Raw genomic sequence first — 22,252 nt, forward strand, 5'->3', positions numbered from 1 at the left:
CGGAGACGGGCGAGCCGGCCGGCGCTCTCTCTAGACCGCACCGGCTCAAACCCGTCCCGGCCAAGCTCTCCCTCTCGTCACGCCGCGGCCTTCACCGCGCGCCACCAGGCGATGCGCTCGTCGCGCGTTGCGTTGGCGAGCCGAAGCAACAGATCGCCGTGGCAGGGACGCGGCGCGCAGAAGCAGACGAGATCGCGGCCACGCAGCTCGTCGAGCGCGCGCAGCAAGTGATGCTGGTCCGCGAGCCAGCGTTCGTGTTTCGCGATGACGGCGGCGCGGTCGCCGTCGGGGCCGATCCGGAACGGATTGCCCCATTTGCTCCCGCGACCGATGTAGAAGGCGCCCGCCGGCACGCCTGCGTGATGCTTGTTGAGTACCCTGCACATCCGACTTTTCTCCTGATCCCGTTGCGGCGGGCTGGCGACGGGGACGCGGTTGAGGCGCGGTAGGTCATGCATCGCGCGCGATGCGGAAACGGCTCGTCCGTTGACCGACGAGCCGCCGCATCCAGACAGGCCAAGTACGCGAGGGATCAGGGAGTCGGCTCGTCCGGCAGGGTTGCGCACGGCGGCACGTAGGTATCGAAGGGATTGCCGTCGGCGAGATGGCCGAAGGGTGTGAACACGAAATCCGTGCCGTCGCGGCCGACAGCGCAGATGACGTAGCGCAGCTCGCCGGTCGCGGCGTCGGCGCACTCCATGAGCGCGAGGTTGCCGTCGGCCGCGGCTCGCAACAAGGTCGCGAAGTTGGCGCGCGCGTGATCGGGAACGCTCATGGCGCACCTCGCTTTCCAGGCCGCGCGGACAGAGTGCAGTCGAGCCAGCCATTGGTGGCGATCCACGCGACGGTCTTGCGTCGGCCAAGGTCGAGGACGTGCGCGCCGCCTCCGAAGCCGTTGGCGCGAGGGCGCGAGCATGTGTCGGCCCATTGAAAGCCCCAGCGCCCCGTGAGGCCGAATTCCTCGGCGCAGCGGAGCACGAAGTCCACGACGGCTTGCGGATCGCCGGTCGCGTCATCGCGAACCCAAAGCTGGGTGCCGCCATGCTCGGGCTGGATGGACAGGAGGAACGCCTCTGAGGGCGGGTCCTCGGCGGCGTTCTCCTCCATCATGCGGTTGTAGAGATCGAGCGCACGCGCAGCGTTTCTCGGCGTGCCGACATCGAGAAGACAGGAGAAGTGGGTGAAGTAGTCGGCCATGTCAGGCTCCTAAAACGACAAAGCCCGGCGCGATGGCCGGGCTGGTTGAAGGACGGGATTGCGGCTGGAGCGTCAGAGCCGGAATTCGGCGACGAGCCGCTGCGCGTTGGCGTGATGCTCGAGCATCGCGCGGTAGAAGCGCTTGCGCGCCTCCCGCTTCGCCGGATCACGCTGCGCCGTTCGCGTGAGCTTGCGCCGAGCGGCGCGGATCACCGTGCGGTCGCTGGCCCAGACCGTGACGTCGAGGCGGAGATAGGTGCCGTACATCTCAGCCTCCGTTCGCCTGCTTGGCTGCTCGCAGGGCGGCTAGCGCCACGCGGAATTCCGCTGCGCCGACTTCCTCGGACAAGTCGATGTTGGCGGCGACGGACACGCAGGCGGCGTGAATGTCAGCGTCCGACACTGTGGCCGAACGGAGACCCGCGAACTCGGGATCGGTTTCGACGATCGCGGTGATCTGGTCGCGAACGCGGTCCTCCTGAAGCTGCGCGAGGATGTGACATGCGCGCGGCCCCGCAACGGGCTCGTCGGGATCGCGTGCGCCGTCGATGATCGCCTCGGCTTTTGCGGCCGCGGCATTCGCTCGCATGAGCCAATAGGCGTCCGTCCGCCGTTCCGCGGCCTGGTCGGCAATGACGATCTTGAGGAGTCCGAACAGGACCTCGAAGTGCGCGGCCTTGCGCTGGACGGTTTCGTCGAAGTGCGATGGGACCGGGACGGTCTCACCCGAATACGCGGCGTCGGTTCCGAGCCAGATGCCGGTGACATAGGTTTCGCCGGCGGCCTCGTAGTCGAGCTTGTCGTTCGACCAGTCATCGTCCTCGATGGCCTGAAGGCAGGCCTCGGCCGGAGTCGCGGCCTCATACGTTCGCTGCCGGTAGACCGGCACGCGGTAGGTCGTTTCGACGGTATAGGTGGGCATGACAGGCTCCTGAAAAAGCGAAGCCCGGCGCGGTGGCCGGGCTGTTGGGGTTGGATGGAGAGAAGGCGGGCTAGTAGCCGAATCGCCACGACGGCCAGGGCTGGCCGTCATCGGCGGCCTTGACCGCCTCCTCGAGATAATCGGCATTCCCTTCCACGACGGTCGGGATCTCGACGGGCGTTTCGTCGATCACCGTCACGGCGCAGACGAGGCCGTCCTCCACCTCCACATGGACTGGCACGAGATACTGAAAGACGACGCGGCGCGGCGTGGCCGAGCTGAGCTTGGTCATCGGAATGCTCCTTGTTGAGAAATGGCGGGAGCGACCGAAGCCGCCCCCCGCCATGGTTCGCGTCACTCGGCGGCGATCATCGCCGGGTCGTCGGCGTCGGCTTCGCCGTCACCCGCTTGCTCGTCCTCGTCGTCGGCGAGGAAAGCCGGCAGCGCTTCGTCGCCGTCGGTCTCGCTGGCGTCCGCCGTGCTCGTTGCGTCGGGATCGGCGGGACGCAGGGGCTCCGGCAGCCAGCCGGTGTCCGCGAGCAGGCGCTCGGCCTCCTTGGCCATGTCGGCCTTCTTGAGGTGGTCGATGAGCTGCGCCTTCTCTTCACCGAGCGCTTCCCGCACGGCTTCGACGATTCGGCTCTTGGTGACGCGGCCGAGATAGTTCGCGGCCGTGGGTCGCCATCCAGCCTCCACTATGTCGAGACCCGTGGCACGCGCGAGCCGTTCGGCTTCGCGCATCCGCCGGTCGAGCCCGTGCTGGGAGACGCCGTTGCCGCTATAGGGATTCGGACGCTCGTAAAGAGCGTTGATCCCGTAGCTGACGTAATGCGCGAGCAACGCGAGACGGCTTGCATCGTCAAGCCCTGCGATCCAGTCCCACAGGCGATCGTCGTCCTCGAGCGGCATGTCCGCCTTCCAGGCCTCGACGCGCGCCTCGATCGCCTTGGCGGAGGCGCTGTCCTTCAGGTCGGTGGCCTGAACGGGGAAGTGGACCTCGCGGACCGACGCCTCGACGGCGCAGCCGTGCGCGTTGTGCTTGAAGGCGTCGAGCACCAGCTTGTGCAGGAGCGCCGTGAGCGCGACGTGCGGGTGGGTGGCAACGGCTTCGCGCAGCGCCAGCGTGCGGTGGGCCGTGAGCTCGATCACCAGCCGCTCGGGCAACGGCTTTACGCCATCATCCTCTTCATCGTCTTCCGCCTCTGGATCTTGGCCGCCGATCGTGATGACAGCGCGCTGAACGGACGGTGTTGCCGGAGCATCGATCCCGCCGCTCTCGCCATCGACCTCGGCGTCGCCGCCTTCGACGGCAACAGGCGCCTCGTCTTCGGGCCGTACATAGCCACGATCAACCACGATGTCGCCGTCGCGGTCCACGCTGACGAAGACGCCGGCGCGCGCGATCTCGGTCGGATCGTAGATGACGGGGCGCTTCTCGAAGGCGTCGAGAGCCTCCTCGATCTCGCCCAGGCGCTGATCGGCCTCGTCCGGCAGCTCGTCGGCGCCGTCATACTCGGCCTCGAGCCGATCGTATTCCGCGCGCAGCGACTCGCGCTCGGCCCGCTCCTCGTCTGTGAGATCGACGAAAGTGCCGGTGATCTGGCGCAGGCCGTGTTCGTAGCCATAAGGCAGGTCGAGATCGACCTTCCCCCACCTCCAGCCTTCGCTGGCGATCTCCTCGGCCACGGTCGTCAGCTTCTCGCTGACCAGGCGGTGAAGCAGCGTCGGGTCCTGGAGCCAGCCGCCGTTGTCATCCTCGAACAGGTCGCGCAGTACTGCGCCACCGGCGGCGACATATGCGTCGATGCCGACGAAGCGCGCACGCTTGTCGGACGCCGCAATCGTGCTCTCGGTGAGCAACTGGCGGATATGCCAGGGCTGCCGATTGTACGAATGCTGCACCGCCTCCCACACCTGCTCCTGACGCTCGTGATCGGGGTTGACAGTGAAGGCCATCAACATGTCGAGCGTCATGCTCTCCTCCGCATATGCATCGCGCAGCACGGGCGAGACGGCGTTGAGGCGCAGCCGCTGCTTCACAACCTGGACGGTCGCGAGGTAGGCCGCCGCGATCTCCTCTTCGGTCATGCCCTTGTCGAGCATGTCCTGGAATGCGCGGAACTGGTCGAGTGGATGAAGGCCCGCGCGCAGAAGGTTCTCGGCGAGGGAGTCGTCCTCGGCGAGGATCTTCGTGTCGGACTTGCGCACGACGCAGGGGACGAGGCCGTCCTTCGGGAAGCGCTTGGCCTTCACCAGGCGCTCGATGGCGCGATAGCGGCGCCCGCCCGCCGGCACCTCGAACATACCGGTCTCGTTGCCGTCCGCGTCGAGAATGGCGCGGACGTTGAGGCCCTGGACGAGATCCTCGCGCCGGCCGATGTCGTGGACCAATTCGTCGAGCTCGGCTTCCGGCCGGGTTCGCCGGACATTGGACTCCGAGAGCACGAGCTTGTTGAAGGGGATGTCGCGCGAGCGCGAGAAGACGATCTTCTTGGCAGCCTTTGGCATGTCGGGATACTCCGCGACGGGCGCCGAGAGCCTCTCTCTCGGCTTGAAACCCGTCACGAAGCGAAGCGCCGCCCTCTTCCTCTGAGGACGGCGCCACCTTCCGGCGACCCGGAGAAGCGCAGAGCCGGAAACGCACAAACGTGCATCTCCGGCTCTGCGGATTTCAGGATGAGCGCGTCACACGCCGTCACGGCGAGCCTGCCGTGCGCGGTAGAGAATGCGTTCGGCGGCACGGATGCTCCCAGCCTCGCGGGCGGCTTCCGCCCAGACCGAGATCGGGAAATCGCCGGTGAAGAGGATGTCGCGCTCGATGCCCATACCGAACGGCAGGGTGATCGAGGCGAGTTCCTCCAGCGAGAAGCTGCCGAGCTCGGGATAGCTGAGATCGGCGAGGCCGAAGAGCGTGTCGCCGTCGGCGTCCAGCTCGCTCGCGAGCCAAACGCCCTCGCCGAGCGGGTTGAAGAACTTGACCACCGGCACATGGTCGGCGCCGCGATCGTGGCCATTGGCGAGCAGGCGCTCGCGCAGGTCGTCGGTCAGGAGGATCATGCCGCCCTCCTGTCGTTCGCGGGTTCGCCGGCCGTCTCGGTTTCGGGGAGGAACGCAAGCAGCCAGTCGGCTGCCTTGCTGGCCTGGGACGCGGCGCGGACGATTGCGCGGTTGTCCTCGCGTAGCACCTCCAGCCACGAGCCGATGTAGTCGGCGTGGCGGACGGTCGGCACGATGCCGAGCGAGGCGCAGCAGAAGGCCGCGTTCATCTCGGCGACCAGCTCCTCGAAGGCGTACTTCTTCGTGCCGAAGGAGCCCGACAGGTCGCGGCAGAGACGGGACGCATGGCCCGTCGCATGGCCGAGCTCATGCAGGGCCGTGCGATGCCAGTTGATAGACTCAAAGTACGCTTGCGGCGGTGGGACCTGCACATAGTCGGCCGCGGGCATATAGAAAGCGCGATTGCCGCCGATGCGGAAGGCGATGCCTGTCTCCTTGATAAGCGCTTCGACCCGCGGCTCGATCAGACCGGGCTCCGGTGCGGACGGCGCGACGGCAAGATCGTCGGGCAGATCCTCGCACTGCGCCAGGTTGAAGACCGTGAAGCGCTTCAGGAACGGTATCGCCTGCGCTTTCTCGCCGGTCTCCTGCGCGCGCTTCTTCTCATCGTCGGGGATGAAGCGATCCGCGTAGACGACGGTGGTGCCACGCTCGCCTTTGCGTACGTGACCGCCGAGCGACAGCGCCTGGCGGAAGGTCAACCAGCTCTGGACCGGGAAGCCGTGCTCGATCACCGCACCCCAGAGGATCAGCACGTTGATCCCCGAATACTGCCGGCCGGTGGCCGCGTTCGCCGGCATGGCGAGCGGCGCCTTCGCCGCCGCCGTGCCCCACGGCTGGACCCAGGGTACGCGCCCGGCCTCCAGCTCGGCGATGATCTTGTTGGTGATGTCGTCGTAAAGGCTCGTCCGGTCCGCGCCGAAGCGAGCATTGCGTTCATGCCTGGACATCGCGGTTCTCCGCGACGGGCGCCGGAGGCCTCTCCTCCAGCCCTCAACCCGTCACGGCAAACCCGGTCCGCACTCTTACTCTAGAAGGGGGCGTTGCGGGGTCTCCCCGCAGAAGGGGTCGGCCGAGACCTAGGCTCGGCCGCAGGGGAAGGCTTTCCCCACCGGAAAATTGCTGCCTGACGGCCTTTCCGGGTTGGCGGGCTGCAGGCGATTATGGGATCGGGCCGACGATTGCGCGGCCAAAGGAAGAAATGACGAGGAATTCGAGTTGAGCATGAAACGGAAAATGGCGGCGCTGGTGATCGGGAACGGCGCCTACCGCGATTGCGGCGTGCTGAAGAACCCGGTGAACGACGCCGACGACATGGCGGCGAAGCTCAGGTCCTATGGATTCCACGTCGTCTCGGGCGCCGACGCGACGCGCGTCGACATGGACCGCAAGCTCCGCGAGTTCAAAGACCTGCTCGAGACCAATGATGTCGGGCTGTTCTTCTTCGCCGGGCACGGCATGCAGATCGACGGGACGAACTATCTTCTCGCGACCGACACGGACACCTCGTCGGAACTCGACGCGAAGCACAGCTCGCTTTCGCTCGACAAGGTCATCGACACGATGGCGAAGTCGCAGGCCTCGATGAAGATCATGATTCTTGATGCCTGCCGGAACAATCCATGGGAGCGGGCTTGGCATCGCGATGCGTCAACGCGGGGCTTGGCTTCGGTGTATGCTCCAAAAGGCACGATCATCGGGTTTGCGACCTCCCCGGGTGAGGTCGCCGAAGATGGCGCAGGCCGCAACGGCACCTATACCGCCGCACTCCTGCAGCACATCGACACGCCGGATTGCTCGATCGAGACGATGTTCAAGCGGGTGCGGAATACCGTGGCCGCCGAAACGCGCGGGAAACAGACATCCTGGGAGCACACCTCGCTCTCGGGCGAGTTCTATTTCAACATGAGCCTTGGCCGCGTCATCCGGGCGTACAAGGAGACCTCGCTCGCCGACGGCCTCTTCGTCATCGACACGAGCAAGAAGTCACACCGGATCATTCAGGGCCTGAAGAGCCACAACTGGTACACGCAGAACGACGCCTTGGAGATGCTTGATGCGGCATCGGCTTCGAAGATGGCGGATGACAGTCTGTTCGTCGTGGGGCGCAACGTCTACCAAGCCGCCTGCGGCGGCGCGAATGCGGCGATTCCCTTCGCCACGCACTTCCTCACTGAGACGAGCGGCTATCCCGCGGAGAAGCGCAAGGCGCTTCTGGATGGCATGTTGTTCGAAATATTCTTCAACCCGAAGGGGGAACTGCGGGAGGCGATCAAGGACGGCTACTTCGACGAGCTCTTCGAGTTGCAGCGATATGCCGAGACCAAGCAGAGTTTCCAGTTCATCAGCGACGCGCTTCAGGCCGCCCGCGGCGATTTCTATGCGCTACCGGGCAAGAACCGGGAGGTCGCCGTCACTGTTGCGACCAAGAAGATGAAGGACGGTTATCGGGTGGAGGCCGTGTTCGTGGACGGCGCCGATGTCCTTCGGGCCAAAGATGAGGAATGGGACGTGCCCGAGACGGAGCGCTTCTATGAGCGCACGGGCCCCGACGGGCTGGTCAAGCAGCTGTCGGCCGAGATGGTGGTCCCCAGCCGATCGCTCAAGGTGACATTCACGCCCGCTGCAGCGGCGAAGGCGGCCGAGTTGCGGTTCCCGACTGGATGGACGGTTCGCAAGGCTTGATCCCCACTCGCGTTCACGAGCGGCGGCCGCTCGGCTCACTAGAGCCAGTTGCGTCGTTAAATTCCAAAGAGATCAGACGGTTGCTGGCCAACGAGAGATATGCCGTGCTGGCCGCTCGGCGCGCTTTGCGCTAGGATGAGCCTGCGATTCGCTCGCGCGGTGTCGGTCGCCCCGCAAAAAATCGCGCGGCAGCAGATTCTCTTTCCGGGTTCCCCACGGCGACACGATCAGGGTAGTGACGGGCCGGCCATCGGGTCACCCGGTCTGACCGCTGTTGCGAGAGCATGGGGGAACGATGGCGCGACCGTTAACGAAAACCGAACCGGACGGGACGCTCTACCGCCGACCTGTAGCCGTCGAGGCGCAGGTGGATGAGGCGGTGCAACTGAAGTTACCGGATCTGCGGCGCCAACTCTTGGTCACGGACAGGAATGATGCCGCTTACTTGCGGTCAGAATGCCTCGTGCACCTTCTGCGCCACGGCCGCCGGGCTGGGGATCAAGCGCTCATGAGCGCTGTGCTGCCGGTCCTGCTCAGTCGATGCGAGGCCAATCTTTTGGTCACCGTTCCTGACGGCCGCATGCCGGATGCGACCAGCCTGCGTCAGGACATCTTGGATGAGCTCACCGAACTCTTTGTGCTCGACGGCTTGGGAGAGAATCCCGCCGAGCTCGATTTCTATGAATGCCGCTTCAACAAGGCGTTTCGGACTCTTCGGATCGACGCCGTTCGCAGGGCCGCCCGCCGCAGCAAGGAGATCATCGATGTGGCCGCGCTCCCGCCGTCCGAGGCCGAAGGTGAGCCCGATGCCTACGAGGATGCGTTCGCGCGCGTCTCGGACGCCTTCAAGGTCTTTCCGACCCAGGAGTGGGATGCTTTCCGGGAACCGTTCGTGAACGCGATTGAAGCCTTGCCGCCCGACGAGCGCGAAGCGGTCATCCTCGTCCATGTCCTCGGCTACAAGGAAGAGTCCGAAGACCCGAATGAGGAGACGGCGGCGACGCGCTGCAACTGCACCGGACGCACCATTCGCAATCGGCTGACGCGCGCTGCGGGGAAGCTCGCGCGTTTCAAGGAGGATTTATGAGCCAGACCCTCAATGCCAATCCGCACAGCTTAAGGGACGCGTTCTATGCGCTTTCCATCGCTCAGGACACTCCGGACGCCAAACTGCTGGACGACATCGTGCGGCGTTATCCCAAGTTCGGCGAGGAGCTGACCGAATTCGCCATTGCGCTTGCGGTCGATGCGCTCCGGGGCGAGCACGTGATCGAGGCGGCCGAGGCGGCGCTCGATCCAAATGTGGTCAGTCCCGCGGTGAGCCGCGCGATCAGCCATTTCCAGAACCGGCTTCACGCGGTGACGGCGGGCGAACGCGCAACCGAGTCGAAATCGGCGGTGGTGACCTCCGCGGATGCGCCGAATCCGTTCTTGGCACTGCCTCGTCAGGAATTCCGCGCGTTCGCCGAACGGCTGAACGCGAACGCAGTGTTTGTCGGGAAGCTGCGCGATCGCCAGATCGACCCGAGGACAATGACACCGGGGTTTCAGCGGCGGGTCGCCGAGGAGCTGAAGGCACCCCTTGAGGTCGTAGTGGCGCATTTCGCTGCCAGCCAGGCGGCTCCAGCGCGACAGTTCTTCAAGGCCGAAGGCAAACCCTCGGCCGGTGGCCAGCAGACGTTCGAAGAGGCGGTCAGAAGTTGTGGCCTCACCGAGGCCCAACAACAGGCCCTCTTGGAGCTTTGACGCGTGGACGCCTTCGAGCCCATCCGGTCCAAGGCCGCAGCGCTCCATGGCCAGCTGGTCTCGGAGGGGTCCGACCCGTTCGACCCGCTGGCGCTCGTTCTGGCCGCCGCCGTCAAGCTCGATCTCCAGGTCGTCTGGCTTCCCGCGGGCGACCCTGCACTGAAGGGCGCGCGGGCTCTCTACGACGACCAGGGCGGCACGGTCTGTTGCGAGCAGGAGCCTGATCCGGCGACACGTGCTCTTTTGGTCGCGCACGAAATCGGACACGCCGATCTGCACGCCGGATCCGCGGTGTGCGCCAGCGGTGACATCGATCCGTCCAGAAGTACGGAGGCGGCGCCCGTCGGATTGCAGCGGGTGGAAGACTACGGCGCTCGCGAGCGGCGCGAACTGCAAGCCAATGTCTATGCGCGCGAGTTCGTCCTCCCGCGCGCGCTCGCGCGGGACCTGCATGTCTCACGCGGGATGACGGCGAGCGCCATCGTCGATCGAACCAAACTGCCCGTGCCTCTGGTTCGCCAGCAATTGTTCGACGCGCTCCTCTTGCCGCCCTTGGGTGACATCGAAAGCGAGCCGCCCGCCGGTGTCGTCGCGACGCCGAGGCCCGATCCATCACAAGATCGCGCTGCCGCACACCGTGACACACCGTTTCAACTGCAAGCCGGTCCGGGCACGGGCAAGACGCGAACCTTGGTCAAGCGGGTGCTGTCCTTGCTGGCGGACGGCATCGACCCGGCAGCCATTCTTGTCCTGACATTCTCTAACCGTGCCGCTGGCGAACTCTCCGAGCGCCTGATCGCGGCCGCACCGAACGCGGCGCCTAAGCTCTGGATCGGCACCTTCCATGCCTTTGGTTTGGATCTGGTCCGCCGCTACCATGACAAGCTCGGGCTAACGCCCAACCCGGCACTCTTCGACCGAAGCGACGCGATCGCGGTTCTCGAAGAAATTCTGCCGACCCTGCCGCTGGTCCACTATCGCAATCTCTGGGACCCGGCGATGGTCCTGCGTGACATCGTCGCCGCTATCTCGCGCGCCAAGGACGAGCTGGCCGATCCGGCGCGCTATCGCGCGCTAGCACAAGCCATGGCGGCTACGGCTGGCGACGACGAGGCGCGCATCGCAGCCGCGAAGTGTCTCGAGATCGCGGATATCTATGATCTCTATGAGCAGGCGCTGCGAAAGCACGGCGGCGTGGATTTCGGCGATCTGATCATGCGCCCGGCGTGTCTCCTTGAAACGGATGAGGCCGCGCGCATCGCGGCGCAGTTGCGGCACCGTCACGTGCTCGTCGATGAATACCAGGACGTCAATCGCGCCAGCGCCCGGCTCCTGAAGCTGGTCGCCGGCGACGGCGAGCGGCTGTGGGTGGTCGGTGACGCACGGCAGTCGATCTATCGGTTTCGCGGCGCTTCATCGGAGAACATGGTGCGCTTCGGCCTGGACTATCCGGGCGCAGCGGTTGACCAGCTCGGCGTCAATTATCGCTCGACGGAGCAGATCGTCCGCAGCTTCGTCGCCGTCGCACCGCGGATGGGCGCCTCCCACGGCATGCTGGCGCTGGCGCTCGACGCGGACCGCGGCTCCGGGCCGAGCCGCCCTGAAATTCGCCGCTTCGAAACGCTCGACGATGAGGCCGCGGGCTTGGCGGCGAGTATCCGTGAGCTCGAAGGCGCAGGCGTGCGGCTGCGCGATCAGGCCGTGCTCTGCCGCACCAACGGACGCCTCAATGAGATCGCCGCGGCGCTGGAAGCCCGCGGCATTCCCATTCTCCATCTCGGGAGCCTCTTCGAGCGCGAAGAGGTCCGCGATCTGCTCTGCCTGCTGAGCCTGGCCGTCGATCCGTTTGGCGACGCCATCGTGCGCGTCGGCGCGATGCCGCGCTACGGCCTCTCGCTGCAGGATGCGTATTGCGTTTCCCGGCACCTGCGCGCGCTCGGCAAGCCGGCGCTTGCCGGCCTCGCGCAGGCCTCGGCCGCGCCGGGCCTGTCAACAGCCGGGCGCGCGGGCGTCGAGCGGCTGGCCGGAGATTTGGCGGGTCTGCGCGTGAACGCCAGCGCCTGGGATTTTATGGCGACCTACCTGCTGGACCGGACGGACCTTGCAAAACAGCTTGGTCAGGCCGACAGCCTCACCGCACAGATGCGTGCGGTCGCCATCTGGCAATTCCTCAACTTCGTCCGTGAACAAGTGCCGGTCGGCGGCGGCTTGCCGATCCAGCGGACGCTGGACCGTGTTCGCCAGCTCGTTTTGCTGGCCGAGGAGCGCGATCTGCGCCAAGTCCCAGCCGCCGCATTGCACCTGGATGCCGTGCGGCTGATGACGGTGCATGGCAGCAAGGGCCTCGAGTTCGAGGCTGTCCATATTCCGGGCCTGACGGTCGCAAGCTTTCCGAGTTCGAATCGTGGCCAACGCTGTCCGCCGCCGCGCGGCATGGTCGACGGCGCCGGCGATCTTTCGCCCGCCGACGAGGCGAAGCGCGCGCATGACGACGAAGAGGAGTGCCTCTTCTTCGTCGCGCTCTCGCGCGCCCGCACGCACCTGCGTCTCTACCATGCGCGCAAGCAGCGCAATGGGAGCGGTCGATCTGCGTCGCCCTTCTTAAGTTGGATATCGGCGACTCTCCTGGACGAGGTTCCGAATCCGCCCGCTCTTTCGCCGCCAGCGGGTACGTCCGCGTCGCATCCGATCGCGATCGCCTGGCCGGCCGATTGGTCCGTCACGGACAGCCGTCTGGGGTCGTATGAGAAGTGTCCGCGCCGGTTCTTCTACACGCACGTTCTGGGCCTCGGCGGGGCACGCAAGCCTACGGCCTTCTCGCGGACGCATGACTGTCTCTACGATCTGTTGCGTTGGCTTGCCGATGCGCGGCGCACGGCCGAGCCTACCGTCGCGGACGCGGAATCCGCATTCGAGAAAATCTGGGGCGCGCGCGGCCCCGCGGATCACGCCTTTGCGGCGGACTATCGCCGGCTCGCATCCCGCCTGATTGCCGCATTGGTCAGATCCGGAGCCGGACGGCGGTTTCGCGAGGCGCAGCCTCTGGCGATTGATTTTCCCAACGGGCGCGTGCTGGTGGAGCCGAACGAGCTTGCGGAGCTGCCCGACGGCACGGTCGTCATCCGCCGGGTGCGGACCGGTTACAAGCGCAGCGACGAATACGACCGCCTTGAATACACGCTTTATCATCTTGCGGCGGAGAGCCAGTTCGGCGGTCGCGCCGTCGTCCAGGCGCTGCATCTGACCGATGAAACGGCGGAGGCCGTCGCCATCAGCGCCACCAAGCTCGGCAACCGCAAGAAGAAGAGCGACGGGATGCTGGCCGGCATCGCCGGCGGCGTCTTCCCCACCGAGGTGGACGCTGTGACGTGCCCGCGCTGCCCGCACTTCTTCGTCTGCGCAGCGACGCCGCCAGGGTCCCTGACCCTCGATTAGAATCTGCGCCGGCGCCTTTCCGGGTTCCTGCTCCGCCGTCGATCAACTGGGCAAAGGGACGGAGACAGGCACTAGGGCCTCGCACTTCGATCCCCGGAGTGCAGACACATGAAGTCCATCGACCTGTTCTACCAGGGCGAGGGTGTCGGCGAGATCGCGCACATCGAGCTCGATCCCGACGCGACCTTCGCCATCCTCAAGGGCCTTCTGGCTGAAAAGCACGGCATCGCCGCCGACGCGATGCTCTTCCTCGAGGACGAGGACGAGCCCATCGACGAGGCAGCGCTGCTGAAGGATCGCGCCACGGCCAAGGGCCTCAAGGTCCACATTCACCGCTGCCGGCACATCGAGGTGACGGTGACGTTCAACAACGAGACCGTCGAGCGCCGGTTCGCGCCGGGCGCCACGGTCGCGAGGGTCAAGCGCTGGGCCGCCGAGCACAAGTTCGGAATGTCCGGCGAGGACGCCGGCGAACACGTGCTGCAGATCGCCGGCACCCATGACCGGCCGGCGCCGGGCACGCATATCGGCGCGCTCACCGACGGCAAGGTCTGCGCCCTCGCCTTTGACCTCGTCGCCGACGAGCGGGTGAACGGCGCCTCCGGGGCCAGCGCGTGAGTGGGCCGGACCAGCGGGCCTTCGAGGCGGACGTGGCCAAGGCCGCGTTCCGCCTCGGCGCGGCCGAGGGTCGCTGGCGACTGGCTGGTGTCTCCTGGCCCTTCGTCTTCATCGGCGTGAGCGCCAGGGACGGTCGCGAATACATCCTGCGCTTGAACTGCGCCGGCTACCCGCAGGCCGCCCCGACGGGAGGGCCTTGGGATCTGAACACCAATCAGGTGCTCGCCTTCGACCTGTGGCCGCGCGGCCGCGGCGGGCGGGTGTCGGCGGTCTTTCGCACCGACTGGAAGAACGGCACCGCCCTTTACCTGCCCTGCGATCGCGAAAGCTTCGCAGGCCATGACAACTGGCGGCACGAGATGCCGTCGAAGATCTGGCGCCCGGCCGATGGGGTCGTTCAGTACCTGGAGCTCGTTCATGAACTTCTTCAATCTCGCGACTATACGGCGCCTGTTCGCGCCGCGGCATGAGCTGTCCTGCTCGTGGCTGCTGTGGTTGCGGCTCTGCGGGAAGCTGCGTGAGCGCGGCCGCCGGTGCAGCCGGGAGAGCGGGGCATTTCTGCTCGGGCGCCGGGAAGACGGCCGCGCGCGCGTCGTAGACTTCGTACTCTACGACGACCTCGATCCGCACTGCCTCGACAGCGGCATCGTGCGCTTCGACGGACGCTACTTCAGCGACCTGTGGGCGATCTGCAAGGCGCGCGGCCTGTCGGTCGTTGCCGACATCCACGTTCACCCAGGCGGCGCCGGACAAAGCGACTCCGACCGCGACCATCCCATGATCTCGCGCGCCGGGCACATCGCCTTGATCCTGCCGCGCTTCGCGACCGGGCGTCAGCCGCGCCGCGACATCGGCATGTACCAGTACCTCGGCGGCAAGCGCTGGGCGACGGTCCCGGCCGAAGAGCGAAGCCGCTTCTTCCACATCGGACTCTAAGGAGGCGGCCCTCATGACCGCGCTGATCTCACCAGATTCGTTCCACCGGCTCGTCAAACACGCGATCGATAGCGGCACGGCCGCGAGCGTTGCGGAGGCCGAGGCCTTGTTCCGCGGCTACCGGCTCGCCGTCGAGATCGATGCATCCGCCGCTCAGGACCCGATCCACCAGGCCGCGCTCCTGACGACCGTCGCCCTGGGCCACCGCGTCTTTCTGGGCGGCGTGACGGTTACTGGCGCGCTCGATGCGCCGCTGGCCCTGTCGATGCCGCTCGGGCGAACGCTCGCCGAGGCGGTTGTCGCGCTCGGCGGCGCCTTGGAGCGCCGCGATGACGAGAGCCCGACCATCATCATCGGGGGCGGGCCCGGCGCGCGGCGTGACGGTTTCTGCGTGCGCGCCGCGGCAAGCGGCTGGCGAGGTGGAATTCTGCCGATCCACTCCGATCTTCAGCCCGACGCCGGCGCAGCCATGCCGCTGAGCGGCATGCTGTCGGCCGCCTTGGCCGTCAACGAAGCCTATCTCCATGTGAGCGGCGGCATGCCGGCGGCGGGCCGCCGCGTGGTCGGGTTCTCGCTCTGGCGCCCCAGTCCCGACGCGGACTGGCTCGAGGCGGATGCGAGCGAGCCAGCTCTGACTTACTTGCCCTCCCGGCTGTGGCTGATCGGGTTGGGGCATCTTGGCCAAGCCTATCTCTGGGGACTCGGGCTTCTCCCATACCGGGACCCTGCCGAGCTTTTGCTGGTGCTGCAGGACGTCGACCTCATCACCGCCTCGACCGAGAGCACCTCGATCCTCAGCGAAAGCGACATGATCGGGCAGCGGAAGACGCGTGCGATGGCGGCGTGGGCGGAGCGCCGCGGCTTCACGACGTCCATTCAGGAGCGGCTGTTTGCGGCCGACTTCAAGCGCCAGGCCGACGAGCCGGCGATCGCCCTGTGCGGCGTCGACAACGCGGCGGGCCGCCGCGCCCTCGACCAGGTGGGATTCGATCTCGTCGTCGAGGCGGGCTTGGGCCGCGGCCATCGCGACTTCCGCACCATGCGCCTTCACCTGCTGCCCGGGCGGCGGCCGGCGGCGGAGATCTGGAAGGCAGCCGCAGGCGGCGAAAAGGTCGAGGCGCGGCCGGCCTATGCCAAGCTGGTTGCCGAAGGAGTCCTCGACCGGTGCGGGATGACGCTGCTGGCGGGCAAGGCGGTGGGGGCGCCGTTCGTCGGATCGGTAGCGGCCTGCCTGGCGCTATCGGAGGTGCTTCGCCTGCTGCATGGCGGCCAGCTCCATGGGCTGATCGATCTCGACCTTCTGAGCCCAGAGCAGCGCACGGTGTCGCGCCATCCCGGCGACTTCAGTCGCTTCAATCCCGGGTTCTCAATGGCCGGGTGATCGCGTCCGGTCGGCTGACTTTGGTGATGTCCGTAGTTCTTGTGAGAGATCAGGTGGCGCCCGCCCCAGCCGAGATGTCGCCAAGCAATCGAGGCCGCAGGCGAACAGCCGACATGCAGGAGGCGGCCAAAAAGCCGAAGTTCTTGGAAATACGGCGTTCCGCTTTATTCGGCGCCTGGCGATTATGTTTCATGGGCGGCGGTGATCGACAGGCTTCGATCTGGCGATTCGGCACGACGAAGTGGGAATGGAGAGGGGAGACCGGGGGACAATGAATCGCCGGACCGTCATCGTTGAGGGACCGCTCGCCTTTCGCATGAGGCGGATCGCCGCCGCGCGCCAGGCGGAAGCCGGCGTGCAGATTATGACCTTGCCGCAGCTTGCGGCGCGGCTCGCCGGCGGCTTCACGCGACCGGCCCGATCCGAGGACCTTGACCCGGCGATCCGGTCGGCGCTCGAGGCCGGCGGTTTCGCCGAACTCGAAAGCATCCGAAACCTGCCCGGCATGACGCGGTCTGTGGCCTGGACGCTGACCCGGCTATGGAGCGCCGACTTCGCGTTGCCCGACCACGCCCATGAGAGCGCGCGGCTCCAGGATCTCACGATGATCGAGGCGCGCGTGCGCGCGAGCCTGCCGGCGGGCGTCCTGTCGCCGCGCGATCTGCGCGATGCCGCCTTGCAGCGCGTGACGCATGCGCCAGCGGTCCTGGGCGCGGTCGAGCTTGATCGGGTCGTGCGCGTCGCCCCGGTTTGGCGCCCGCTGCTCCTTGCGCTCGCGCCGCAAGTGCCACTCGCCTGGCGCAATCCCGGTGATCCCAATGCCGCCTGGTTCACCGGCGAGCTTGCCTCCGATGCGCGGCCTATACCGGCGTCGCCCGAGATCGTCTCCTGCGCCTCACCGCGGGCCGAGGCCGTCGAGGCCCTGCGGTGGATCCGCGAGCTCATCGCGTCGGGCCGCGCCCGGCCGGAGGAGATCGCGGTCTGCGCCACGGCGACCGAGGATTGGGACGACCACATGCTGGTGCTGGCGGCCGACGCCGGTCTCCCGTTGCATTTCTCGCACGGCGTACCGGCGCTGGCATCGTGGGAAGGCCAGGTCTGCGCCGCCTTGGCCGACGTCTTGCTCAATGGGTTGAGCCAGGATCGCGTTCGCCGGCTCTTCGGCCACGCCGCCGGCCGCAGCCGCGGCCTCGATGCGCTCCCTCCGACCTGGGCGCAGGGCCTCCGGCCTGGCGCTGCGCTGTTCGAGCTTGAGCAATGGCGCCGCGCGCTCGACGAAGCCAATACGCACCGCGCCGATGGCGTCGACGTGCGGCCGCTGCTTATCCCGGTTCTCGAGGTGCTCGCCAGAGGAGCCGGTGCCGCAGATGCGGCCGGCGGCCTGCTGCTCGGGCGCGCCGCACGGGCGCTCTGGGTCGAGGCGCTGCGCCGTGCGCCGCCGGAGGCGCTCGAATTCTCGCTGCAGGAGCTTCGGCTTCCTGACGGGCGCGACGCGGGCGCCTGCGCGGTCTGGTGTCCGGCGAGTCATCTCGCAGCGGCCCCGCGTCGCTTCGTGCGTCTGCTCGGCCTGACGACGCGATCATGGCCACGGCCGTCCGGCGAAGATCCGTTGGTGCCGAGCCACATCCTGTCGCGCGAGGCCCTCGATTCCGATTCCATCACCGAACAGGACCGGCTGGCTCATGCGATCATCACCGCGCGGGCCGATGGCGCTCTTGTGGTCTCGCGGAGTCGCCGCAACGCCCAAGGCGGGCTGCAGGCGCCAAGTCCGCTCGTGCCGCATGGCCCGCGTACCGCGGCGTTGAAACGCGCGCGTATCCCGAGCCATGCCTTCAGCGAAGCTGATCGCCTGCTCGCGCGGCCTGAAGAAGCGGCGAGCTCGCCCTTGGTGCTCGCGGCTGACGCCTGCTGGCGCAATCGCCGAAGCCCTGGGGTCACCATTCATGACGGCCGCGTGCGCGAAGATCATCCCGTCATCGCGCGCGCCATCGCACAGGTACAGTCCGCGACGTCGCTTCGTCTCATGCTGCGCGACCCCCTTGCGTTCGTCTGGCGCTACGCCTTGGGCTGGCGGTCGCTGGTCGAAGACGAACAACCCTTGTCGCTCGACGCTCGCGCCTTCGGCGAGCTCGTTCATGAGATGCTGAAGCGCACGGTCGACGAGCTCGAACCCGATCCGGGCTATGTGCGCGCGGCCCGCCGGGAGATCGAGAACGCCCTCGATGCGGCATCCGCCGCCATCGCAGCGCAGTGGCCGGTCGAGCGTTCGACGCCGCCCTTCCTCTTGTGGCGCCACACGCTCGAGGCCGCGCGTGATCTCGCGGTGAAGGCGCTGACGCTCGACGAGGCATTTCAGCCGGTCACGCGCAGCTGGACCGAACTGGCGTTCGGCCGCGAGGACGATGGAACGACCCCCGCCGGGGATCTGCTGTGGCCGCCGACAGGCCAGGTGATCATCCCCGGCACCGGGTTGCGCATTCGCGGGAGCATCGATCGGGTGGATTTCAACAGCGCGCACAACGGCGTTCGCGTCTCCGACTACAAGACCGGCGCTGAACCCGCGAAGGCCAGCGAGATCGTTCTCGGGCGCGGCGCCGAGCTGCAGCGCGTGCTCTACGCCCTGGCCGCCCGCCAGCTCGTGGCGGACAATCCGCGGGTCATTGCGCGCCTGGTCTTCCTCGGGACCGATCGACCCCGACCCTACAATCTTCCTGATGTCGATCAGGCGATCTCCGATATCGGCGCGCATCTCAGTGCGGCCGTCGATCTCTTGCGTCGCGGCATCGCCTTGCCCGGTCCCGACGCACGCGAGGACTGGAACGACTTCGCGTTGGCCCTGCCGGCGGCGCCGGCGGTTTATTTCCAGAGCAAACAAGCAGCCTTGGGTCGCGCCTTCGGCGACTTCGCCCGGATCTGGAGCGTGCGATGACGAAGCTCGCCGACGAATCCGCGCGCCTCAAGGCGCTTACAGAACTCCATCTGACGCTGCTGGTGGAGGCGGCGGCGGGCACCGGGAAGACCGCCCTCATGGCCGGCCGCCTGGTGATGCTGTTGATGAGCGGCGCTGAACCGCGCTCGATCGCCGCCATCACCTTCACGGAGCTTGCGGCGAGCGCGCTCGGCGCGCGCGTCCACCGCTATGTCGACGATCTGCTCGCGGGACGTATTCCAAAACCGCTGCGGGAGGCTCTGCCCGACGGGCTGACCGACGCGCAGCGGCGCGTCCTTTTCGAGGCTGCGGGTAAGCTCGATGAGCTGACCGCCACGACCATCCACGCGTTTTGCCAGACCATCATCTGCAGCTATGCGGTCGAGGCCGATATCGATCCTGGCGCGCGCATCCTCGATGCGACGCAGGCGGAAGCGGCGTTCGAGACCGTGTTCGAGCAATGGTTCAGAAGGCGGCTGAACGGACCGGCGCGGGCCGACGATCCGATCGCTTCCTTGTCGCAGTACGATCCGCATCACGTGGCCGCCACCTTGCGAAACCTTGCGCGGTTTCGCTTGGAGCATCGCGGCGCGCTGGCGCCCGCGGCCGATCTCAGCGGCCGACCGGACATCGACCTCGTCGAGGCCGTCGCGGATTTTCGCCGCTGGCTTTCGGCGCAGCCTATCGAGCCCAAGACGCTCGACCTGGTCGGACAGCTCGAGACGCTGGCCGATCACTTCGCCGGCAGCTTCGCGACGGCGCCTGTCTTCGACACGCTATGGCGGCTCGCTCATCCGGCGCGCCTGTCTTGCATGCGGCGCTACACGTTCGATCTGCTGACCCCAAGGACGAAGGCGGCATGGGACAAGGCCGCCGGCAAGGATCGCGGCGCCGAGCTCAACGCCGAGGCCGGCCGCCACTTTGCGCGGGTGGATCACTGCTACCGCGCCATCCTCGGCCGTGTCGCGACCGCGCTGGTCGCCAAATTATCCGATGAGCTCGATGAGGTGCTCGCCGACTACGCCGCCTTCAAACGCGCAGCCGCCGTTCTCGACTTTGACGATCTCCTGGAACGGGCGCGCGCGCTCGTGCGCGGACACGATGCGGTCCGTCGCGCGCTGGGGCAGCGCTATCGCCACATCTTCGTCGACGAATTCCAGGATACCGACCCGAAACAGGCGGAGATCCTGTTTCGCATCGCCGCTGACGACAGCCCGCTGCGGTGGCAGGACAGCAGCCTGCGCGCTGGCGCTCTCTTCATGGTCGGCGATCCCAAACAGGCGATCTACCGCTTCCGGGGCGCCGACGTCGGCTCGTACGCAGAGGCGCGGGGCGCGATTGCCCGGCGCTGGCCGAACAACATCGTCCAGATCACGGCGAACTTCCGCTCACGGCCGGGAATCCTGAGCCACATCAACCGCTGTTTCGCTACGCCGCTTTCGGCCCAAAATCAGCCGGGCTACGTGGAGCTCGCGCCAACGCTCGATCCGCCCGATCACGATCTGCCGTGCGCCGCCAAGATCACAATCGATCTGCCGCCGGATTCGCGGGCGGCGCAGATCCGCGACGCCGAAGCCGAAGCCGTCGCCGATCTCTGTGCGCGGCTGATCGGCAACGTGACGATCCGTGACGAAGACGGCGCGCTTGCGCCGCTCACGCCGGGTGGCATCGCGCTGCTCGCCCCCACGGGCTCGGAGCTGTGGCGTTACGAGCGCGCGTTCGAAGCGCGCGGGCTACCGATCGCCTCTCAGGCTGGGAAAGGCCTGTTCCGCCGCCAAGAGGTGCAGGACCTGGTCGCGCTCGTACGCGTGCTGGCCGACGGTGGCGACACCTTGGCGTTCGGCGCTTTGATGCGCGGTCCGCTTGTAGGGCTCAGCGAAGAGGAGTTGCTCGACATCACCGCGGGATTGCCGCCGCTTGCAGATCGGCCCGACGCCATCCCCCGGTTCTCGCTCGCGACGGATCCCGATCACGTCGCTCATCCCGTCGCGCGGCGGGTCCTCACGATCCTCCAGGACCTGCGCCGCCGGGCGCGGGCCACGACCCCCGCGCTGCTGCTCGCCGAAGCCGTCGAGCGGCTGGCTGTGCGGCCGATCCTGAGCGCGCGCGAAGGAGACCGCAGCGCGCGAGCCGCCGCCAACGTCGAGGCGCTGCTCGAACGGGCGCGGCCCTACGGCGTCAAAGGCATGAAGCGCTTCGCCCGCGACGTGAGCCGCGATTGGCGCGATGGCGCCGCCTACAACGAAGGGCGCGTCGACGCCGACGGAGACGCCATCGAGATCATCACCATCCACAGCGCTAAGGGCCTCGAATGGCCGGTGGTGATCCCGATCAACACCGCAACCTTGCTCCGCTCCCGCGAGCCGTTTGTCCACCGGGCTGACGACGACACGCTGCATTGGGTGATTGGCGACGTCGTGCCGCCCGAACTGCGCTCGGCGCTCGAGACCGATGACGAAAGCCTGATGCGCGAACGCGAACGGCTCTGGTACGTGGCTTGTACGCGGGCCCGTGAACTGCTGATCGTGCCGGAATTGGCGCAGGCCGAGCAGAAGTCCTGGGCGCGCATCGTCGATCTCGGCCATGATGCATTGCCGGAGCTGGACGTCTCCCGCATGACGCCGGCGCCGATGCCGACGATCGCCGACCCGCCGAATATGCAGACAGCTGAGCTGTTCGCCGCCGAACGCGCAATCATCGACGAAGCGGCCGTTCCGCTGACCTGGGTCCGGCCGAGCGATCATGATCCGGATCGTCTGGAGGCGGTCGAGGCCATCACGCTTGATGCCGGGGACGCGCCCGAGGTCGATTTGCCTGTCGGCGCGGGACGTGTGCGCGGTCTTCTCCTGCACAAGCTGATGGAAGAGGTGCTGACTGGCGAGCTCGTCGAAGAGGTGGGCCGCTTTGCCAGGCGGACCCGCGAGCTGCTGGCTGAGCTGGTCCTCGATCCGGACGACAGCGAGAAGCTTCCGGACGCCGATGAAATCGCGGCGACCGCCTGGCGCACGTTGCAGCTACCCGACGTCGCGGCGCTTCGCGAGCGCCTGACGCCCGAGTGGCCGATCTATGCGCTGCTCGAGGGCTCGAAGCCAAGGGCGCTCGCTGGACGCATCGACGCCATTGCCTACGCCGGAGATCGGGCCGAGGCGGTCATCGACTGGAAGAGCGACGTCGATCCGTCCGACGCGGATATTCGCCTGCATGCTGGTCAGCTCGAAGACTATCTGCGGGCAACGGGCGCCCCACGCGGCGCGCTGGTCTACATGACGCCGGGACTCGTGCGCTGGGTGGGCCGGACAAGATGAGCGGCAATCTTGAGGTCCGGAGCCGGAGGGAGTTCCGCATT

Annotated in this window: 19 protein-coding genes; 10 read left to right on the top strand and 9 right to left on the bottom strand. The window is 67.1% G+C overall.

All coding sequences use genetic code 11. The features are described 5' to 3' along the window. Positions 1 to 77 precede the first annotated feature (77 nt). The 9 genes from EJC49_RS10295 to EJC49_RS10335 form a co-directional block, all read right to left on the bottom strand. Positions 78 to 386 carry a DUF4326 domain-containing protein gene (locus tag EJC49_RS10295; RefSeq protein WP_126699842.1) on the bottom strand — a complete coding sequence of 103 codons (309 nt, stop codon included), beginning with the start codon at positions 384 to 386 and terminating at the stop codon, positions 78 to 80. A 146-nt stretch (positions 387 to 532) separates the two neighbouring features. Continuing rightward, on the bottom strand, positions 533 to 775 hold the full coding sequence (locus EJC49_RS10300; protein ID WP_126699843.1) for a DUF6117 family protein: 243 nt from the start codon (positions 773 to 775) through the stop codon (positions 533 to 535). Next, on the bottom strand, positions 772 to 1,197 hold the full coding sequence (locus EJC49_RS10305; protein WP_126699844.1) for a hypothetical protein: 426 nt from the start codon (positions 1,195 to 1,197) through the stop codon (positions 772 to 774). Before EJC49_RS10305 ends, EJC49_RS10300 begins: the two co-directional genes overlap by 4 nt. Before the next feature lie 72 nt (positions 1,198 to 1,269). Then, the gene (locus EJC49_RS10310; protein ID WP_126699845.1) at positions 1,270 to 1,464 is read right to left on the bottom strand and encodes a hypothetical protein; all 195 of its coding nucleotides are present in this window, start codon (positions 1,462 to 1,464) and stop codon (positions 1,270 to 1,272) included. Between the two features lies 1 nt (position 1,465). Continuing rightward, positions 1,466 to 2,119, bottom strand: a complete 654-nt coding sequence (locus EJC49_RS10315) for a hypothetical protein (RefSeq protein WP_126699846.1) — start codon at positions 2,117 to 2,119, stop codon at positions 1,466 to 1,468. Positions 2,120 to 2,189: 70 nt separating this feature from the next. After that, on the bottom strand, positions 2,190 to 2,411 hold the full coding sequence (locus EJC49_RS10320) for a hypothetical protein (protein WP_126699847.1): 222 nt from the start codon (positions 2,409 to 2,411) through the stop codon (positions 2,190 to 2,192). A gap of 62 nt (positions 2,412 to 2,473) precedes the next feature. Next, a complete protein-coding gene (locus EJC49_RS10325; protein ID WP_126699848.1) occupies positions 2,474 to 4,627 on the bottom strand; it encodes a ParB/RepB/Spo0J family partition protein in 2,154 nt (717 codons plus the stop codon). A 177-nt stretch (positions 4,628 to 4,804) separates the two neighbouring features. Further along, positions 4,805 to 5,176: a DUF2958 domain-containing protein gene (locus EJC49_RS10330; RefSeq protein WP_126699849.1), complete on the bottom strand. Its 372-nt coding sequence runs from the start codon at positions 5,174 to 5,176 to the stop codon at positions 4,805 to 4,807. Further along, positions 5,173 to 6,126: an ArdC family protein gene (locus EJC49_RS10335; RefSeq protein ID WP_126699850.1), complete on the bottom strand. Its 954-nt coding sequence runs from the start codon at positions 6,124 to 6,126 to the stop codon at positions 5,173 to 5,175. Before EJC49_RS10335 ends, EJC49_RS10330 begins: the two co-directional genes overlap by 4 nt. A gap of 169 nt (positions 6,127 to 6,295) precedes the next feature. On the opposite strand from EJC49_RS10335, the gene EJC49_RS10340 reads away from it, so the two are divergent. From EJC49_RS10340 to EJC49_RS10385, 10 genes are all read left to right on the top strand, one after another. Further along, positions 6,296 to 7,861, top strand: a complete 1,566-nt coding sequence (locus EJC49_RS10340; protein ID WP_245453347.1) for a caspase family protein — start codon at positions 6,296 to 6,298, stop codon at positions 7,859 to 7,861. 508 nt (positions 7,862 to 8,369) lie between these two features. Next, on the top strand, positions 8,370 to 8,948 hold the full coding sequence (locus EJC49_RS10345; protein WP_041575162.1) for an RNA polymerase sigma factor: 579 nt from the start codon (positions 8,370 to 8,372) through the stop codon (positions 8,946 to 8,948). Continuing rightward, positions 8,945 to 9,607: a hypothetical protein gene (locus EJC49_RS10350; RefSeq protein ID WP_126699851.1), complete on the top strand. Its 663-nt coding sequence runs from the start codon at positions 8,945 to 8,947 to the stop codon at positions 9,605 to 9,607. Before EJC49_RS10345 ends, EJC49_RS10350 begins: the two co-directional genes overlap by 4 nt. A 3-nt stretch (positions 9,608 to 9,610) precedes the next feature. Continuing rightward, positions 9,611 to 13,042, top strand: a complete 3,432-nt coding sequence (locus EJC49_RS10355) for an ATP-dependent helicase (protein ID WP_126699852.1) — start codon at positions 9,611 to 9,613, stop codon at positions 13,040 to 13,042. A 108-nt stretch (positions 13,043 to 13,150) separates the two neighbouring features. Then, complete coding sequence (locus EJC49_RS10360) at positions 13,151 to 13,660, top strand: ubiquitin family protein (protein ID WP_126699853.1); 510 nt, start codon at positions 13,151 to 13,153, stop codon at positions 13,658 to 13,660. Beyond that, on the top strand, positions 13,657 to 14,130 hold the full coding sequence (locus EJC49_RS10365; RefSeq protein WP_126699854.1) for a DUF7665 family protein: 474 nt from the start codon (positions 13,657 to 13,659) through the stop codon (positions 14,128 to 14,130). The genes EJC49_RS10360 and EJC49_RS10365 overlap by 4 nt, the downstream gene beginning before the upstream one ends. After that, entirely contained in the window at positions 14,078 to 14,596 is a 519-nt protein-coding gene (locus tag EJC49_RS10370) for a hypothetical protein (protein ID WP_126699855.1), read from the top strand. Before EJC49_RS10365 ends, EJC49_RS10370 begins: the two co-directional genes overlap by 53 nt. Positions 14,597 to 14,609: 13 nt before the next feature. Beyond that, positions 14,610 to 15,977, top strand: a complete 1,368-nt coding sequence (locus tag EJC49_RS10375; RefSeq protein ID WP_126699856.1) for a thiamine biosynthesis protein ThiF — start codon at positions 14,610 to 14,612, stop codon at positions 15,975 to 15,977. A 517-nt stretch (positions 15,978 to 16,494) separates the two neighbouring features. Then, positions 16,495 to 18,906, top strand: a complete 2,412-nt coding sequence (locus tag EJC49_RS10380; RefSeq protein WP_245453348.1) for a PD-(D/E)XK nuclease family protein — start codon at positions 16,495 to 16,497, stop codon at positions 18,904 to 18,906. Further along, positions 18,903 to 22,211 (top strand): UvrD-helicase domain-containing protein, encoded by a 3,309-nt coding sequence (locus EJC49_RS10385; protein ID WP_126699858.1) that lies wholly within the window; start codon positions 18,903 to 18,905, stop codon positions 22,209 to 22,211. The genes EJC49_RS10380 and EJC49_RS10385 overlap by 4 nt, the downstream gene beginning before the upstream one ends. The last annotated feature ends 41 nt before the right edge of the window (positions 22,212 to 22,252 follow it).

This window comes from Aquibium carbonis (assembly GCF_003970795.1).
GTDB classification, from domain to species: Bacteria; Pseudomonadota; Alphaproteobacteria; order Rhizobiales; family Rhizobiaceae; genus Aquibium; species Aquibium carbonis.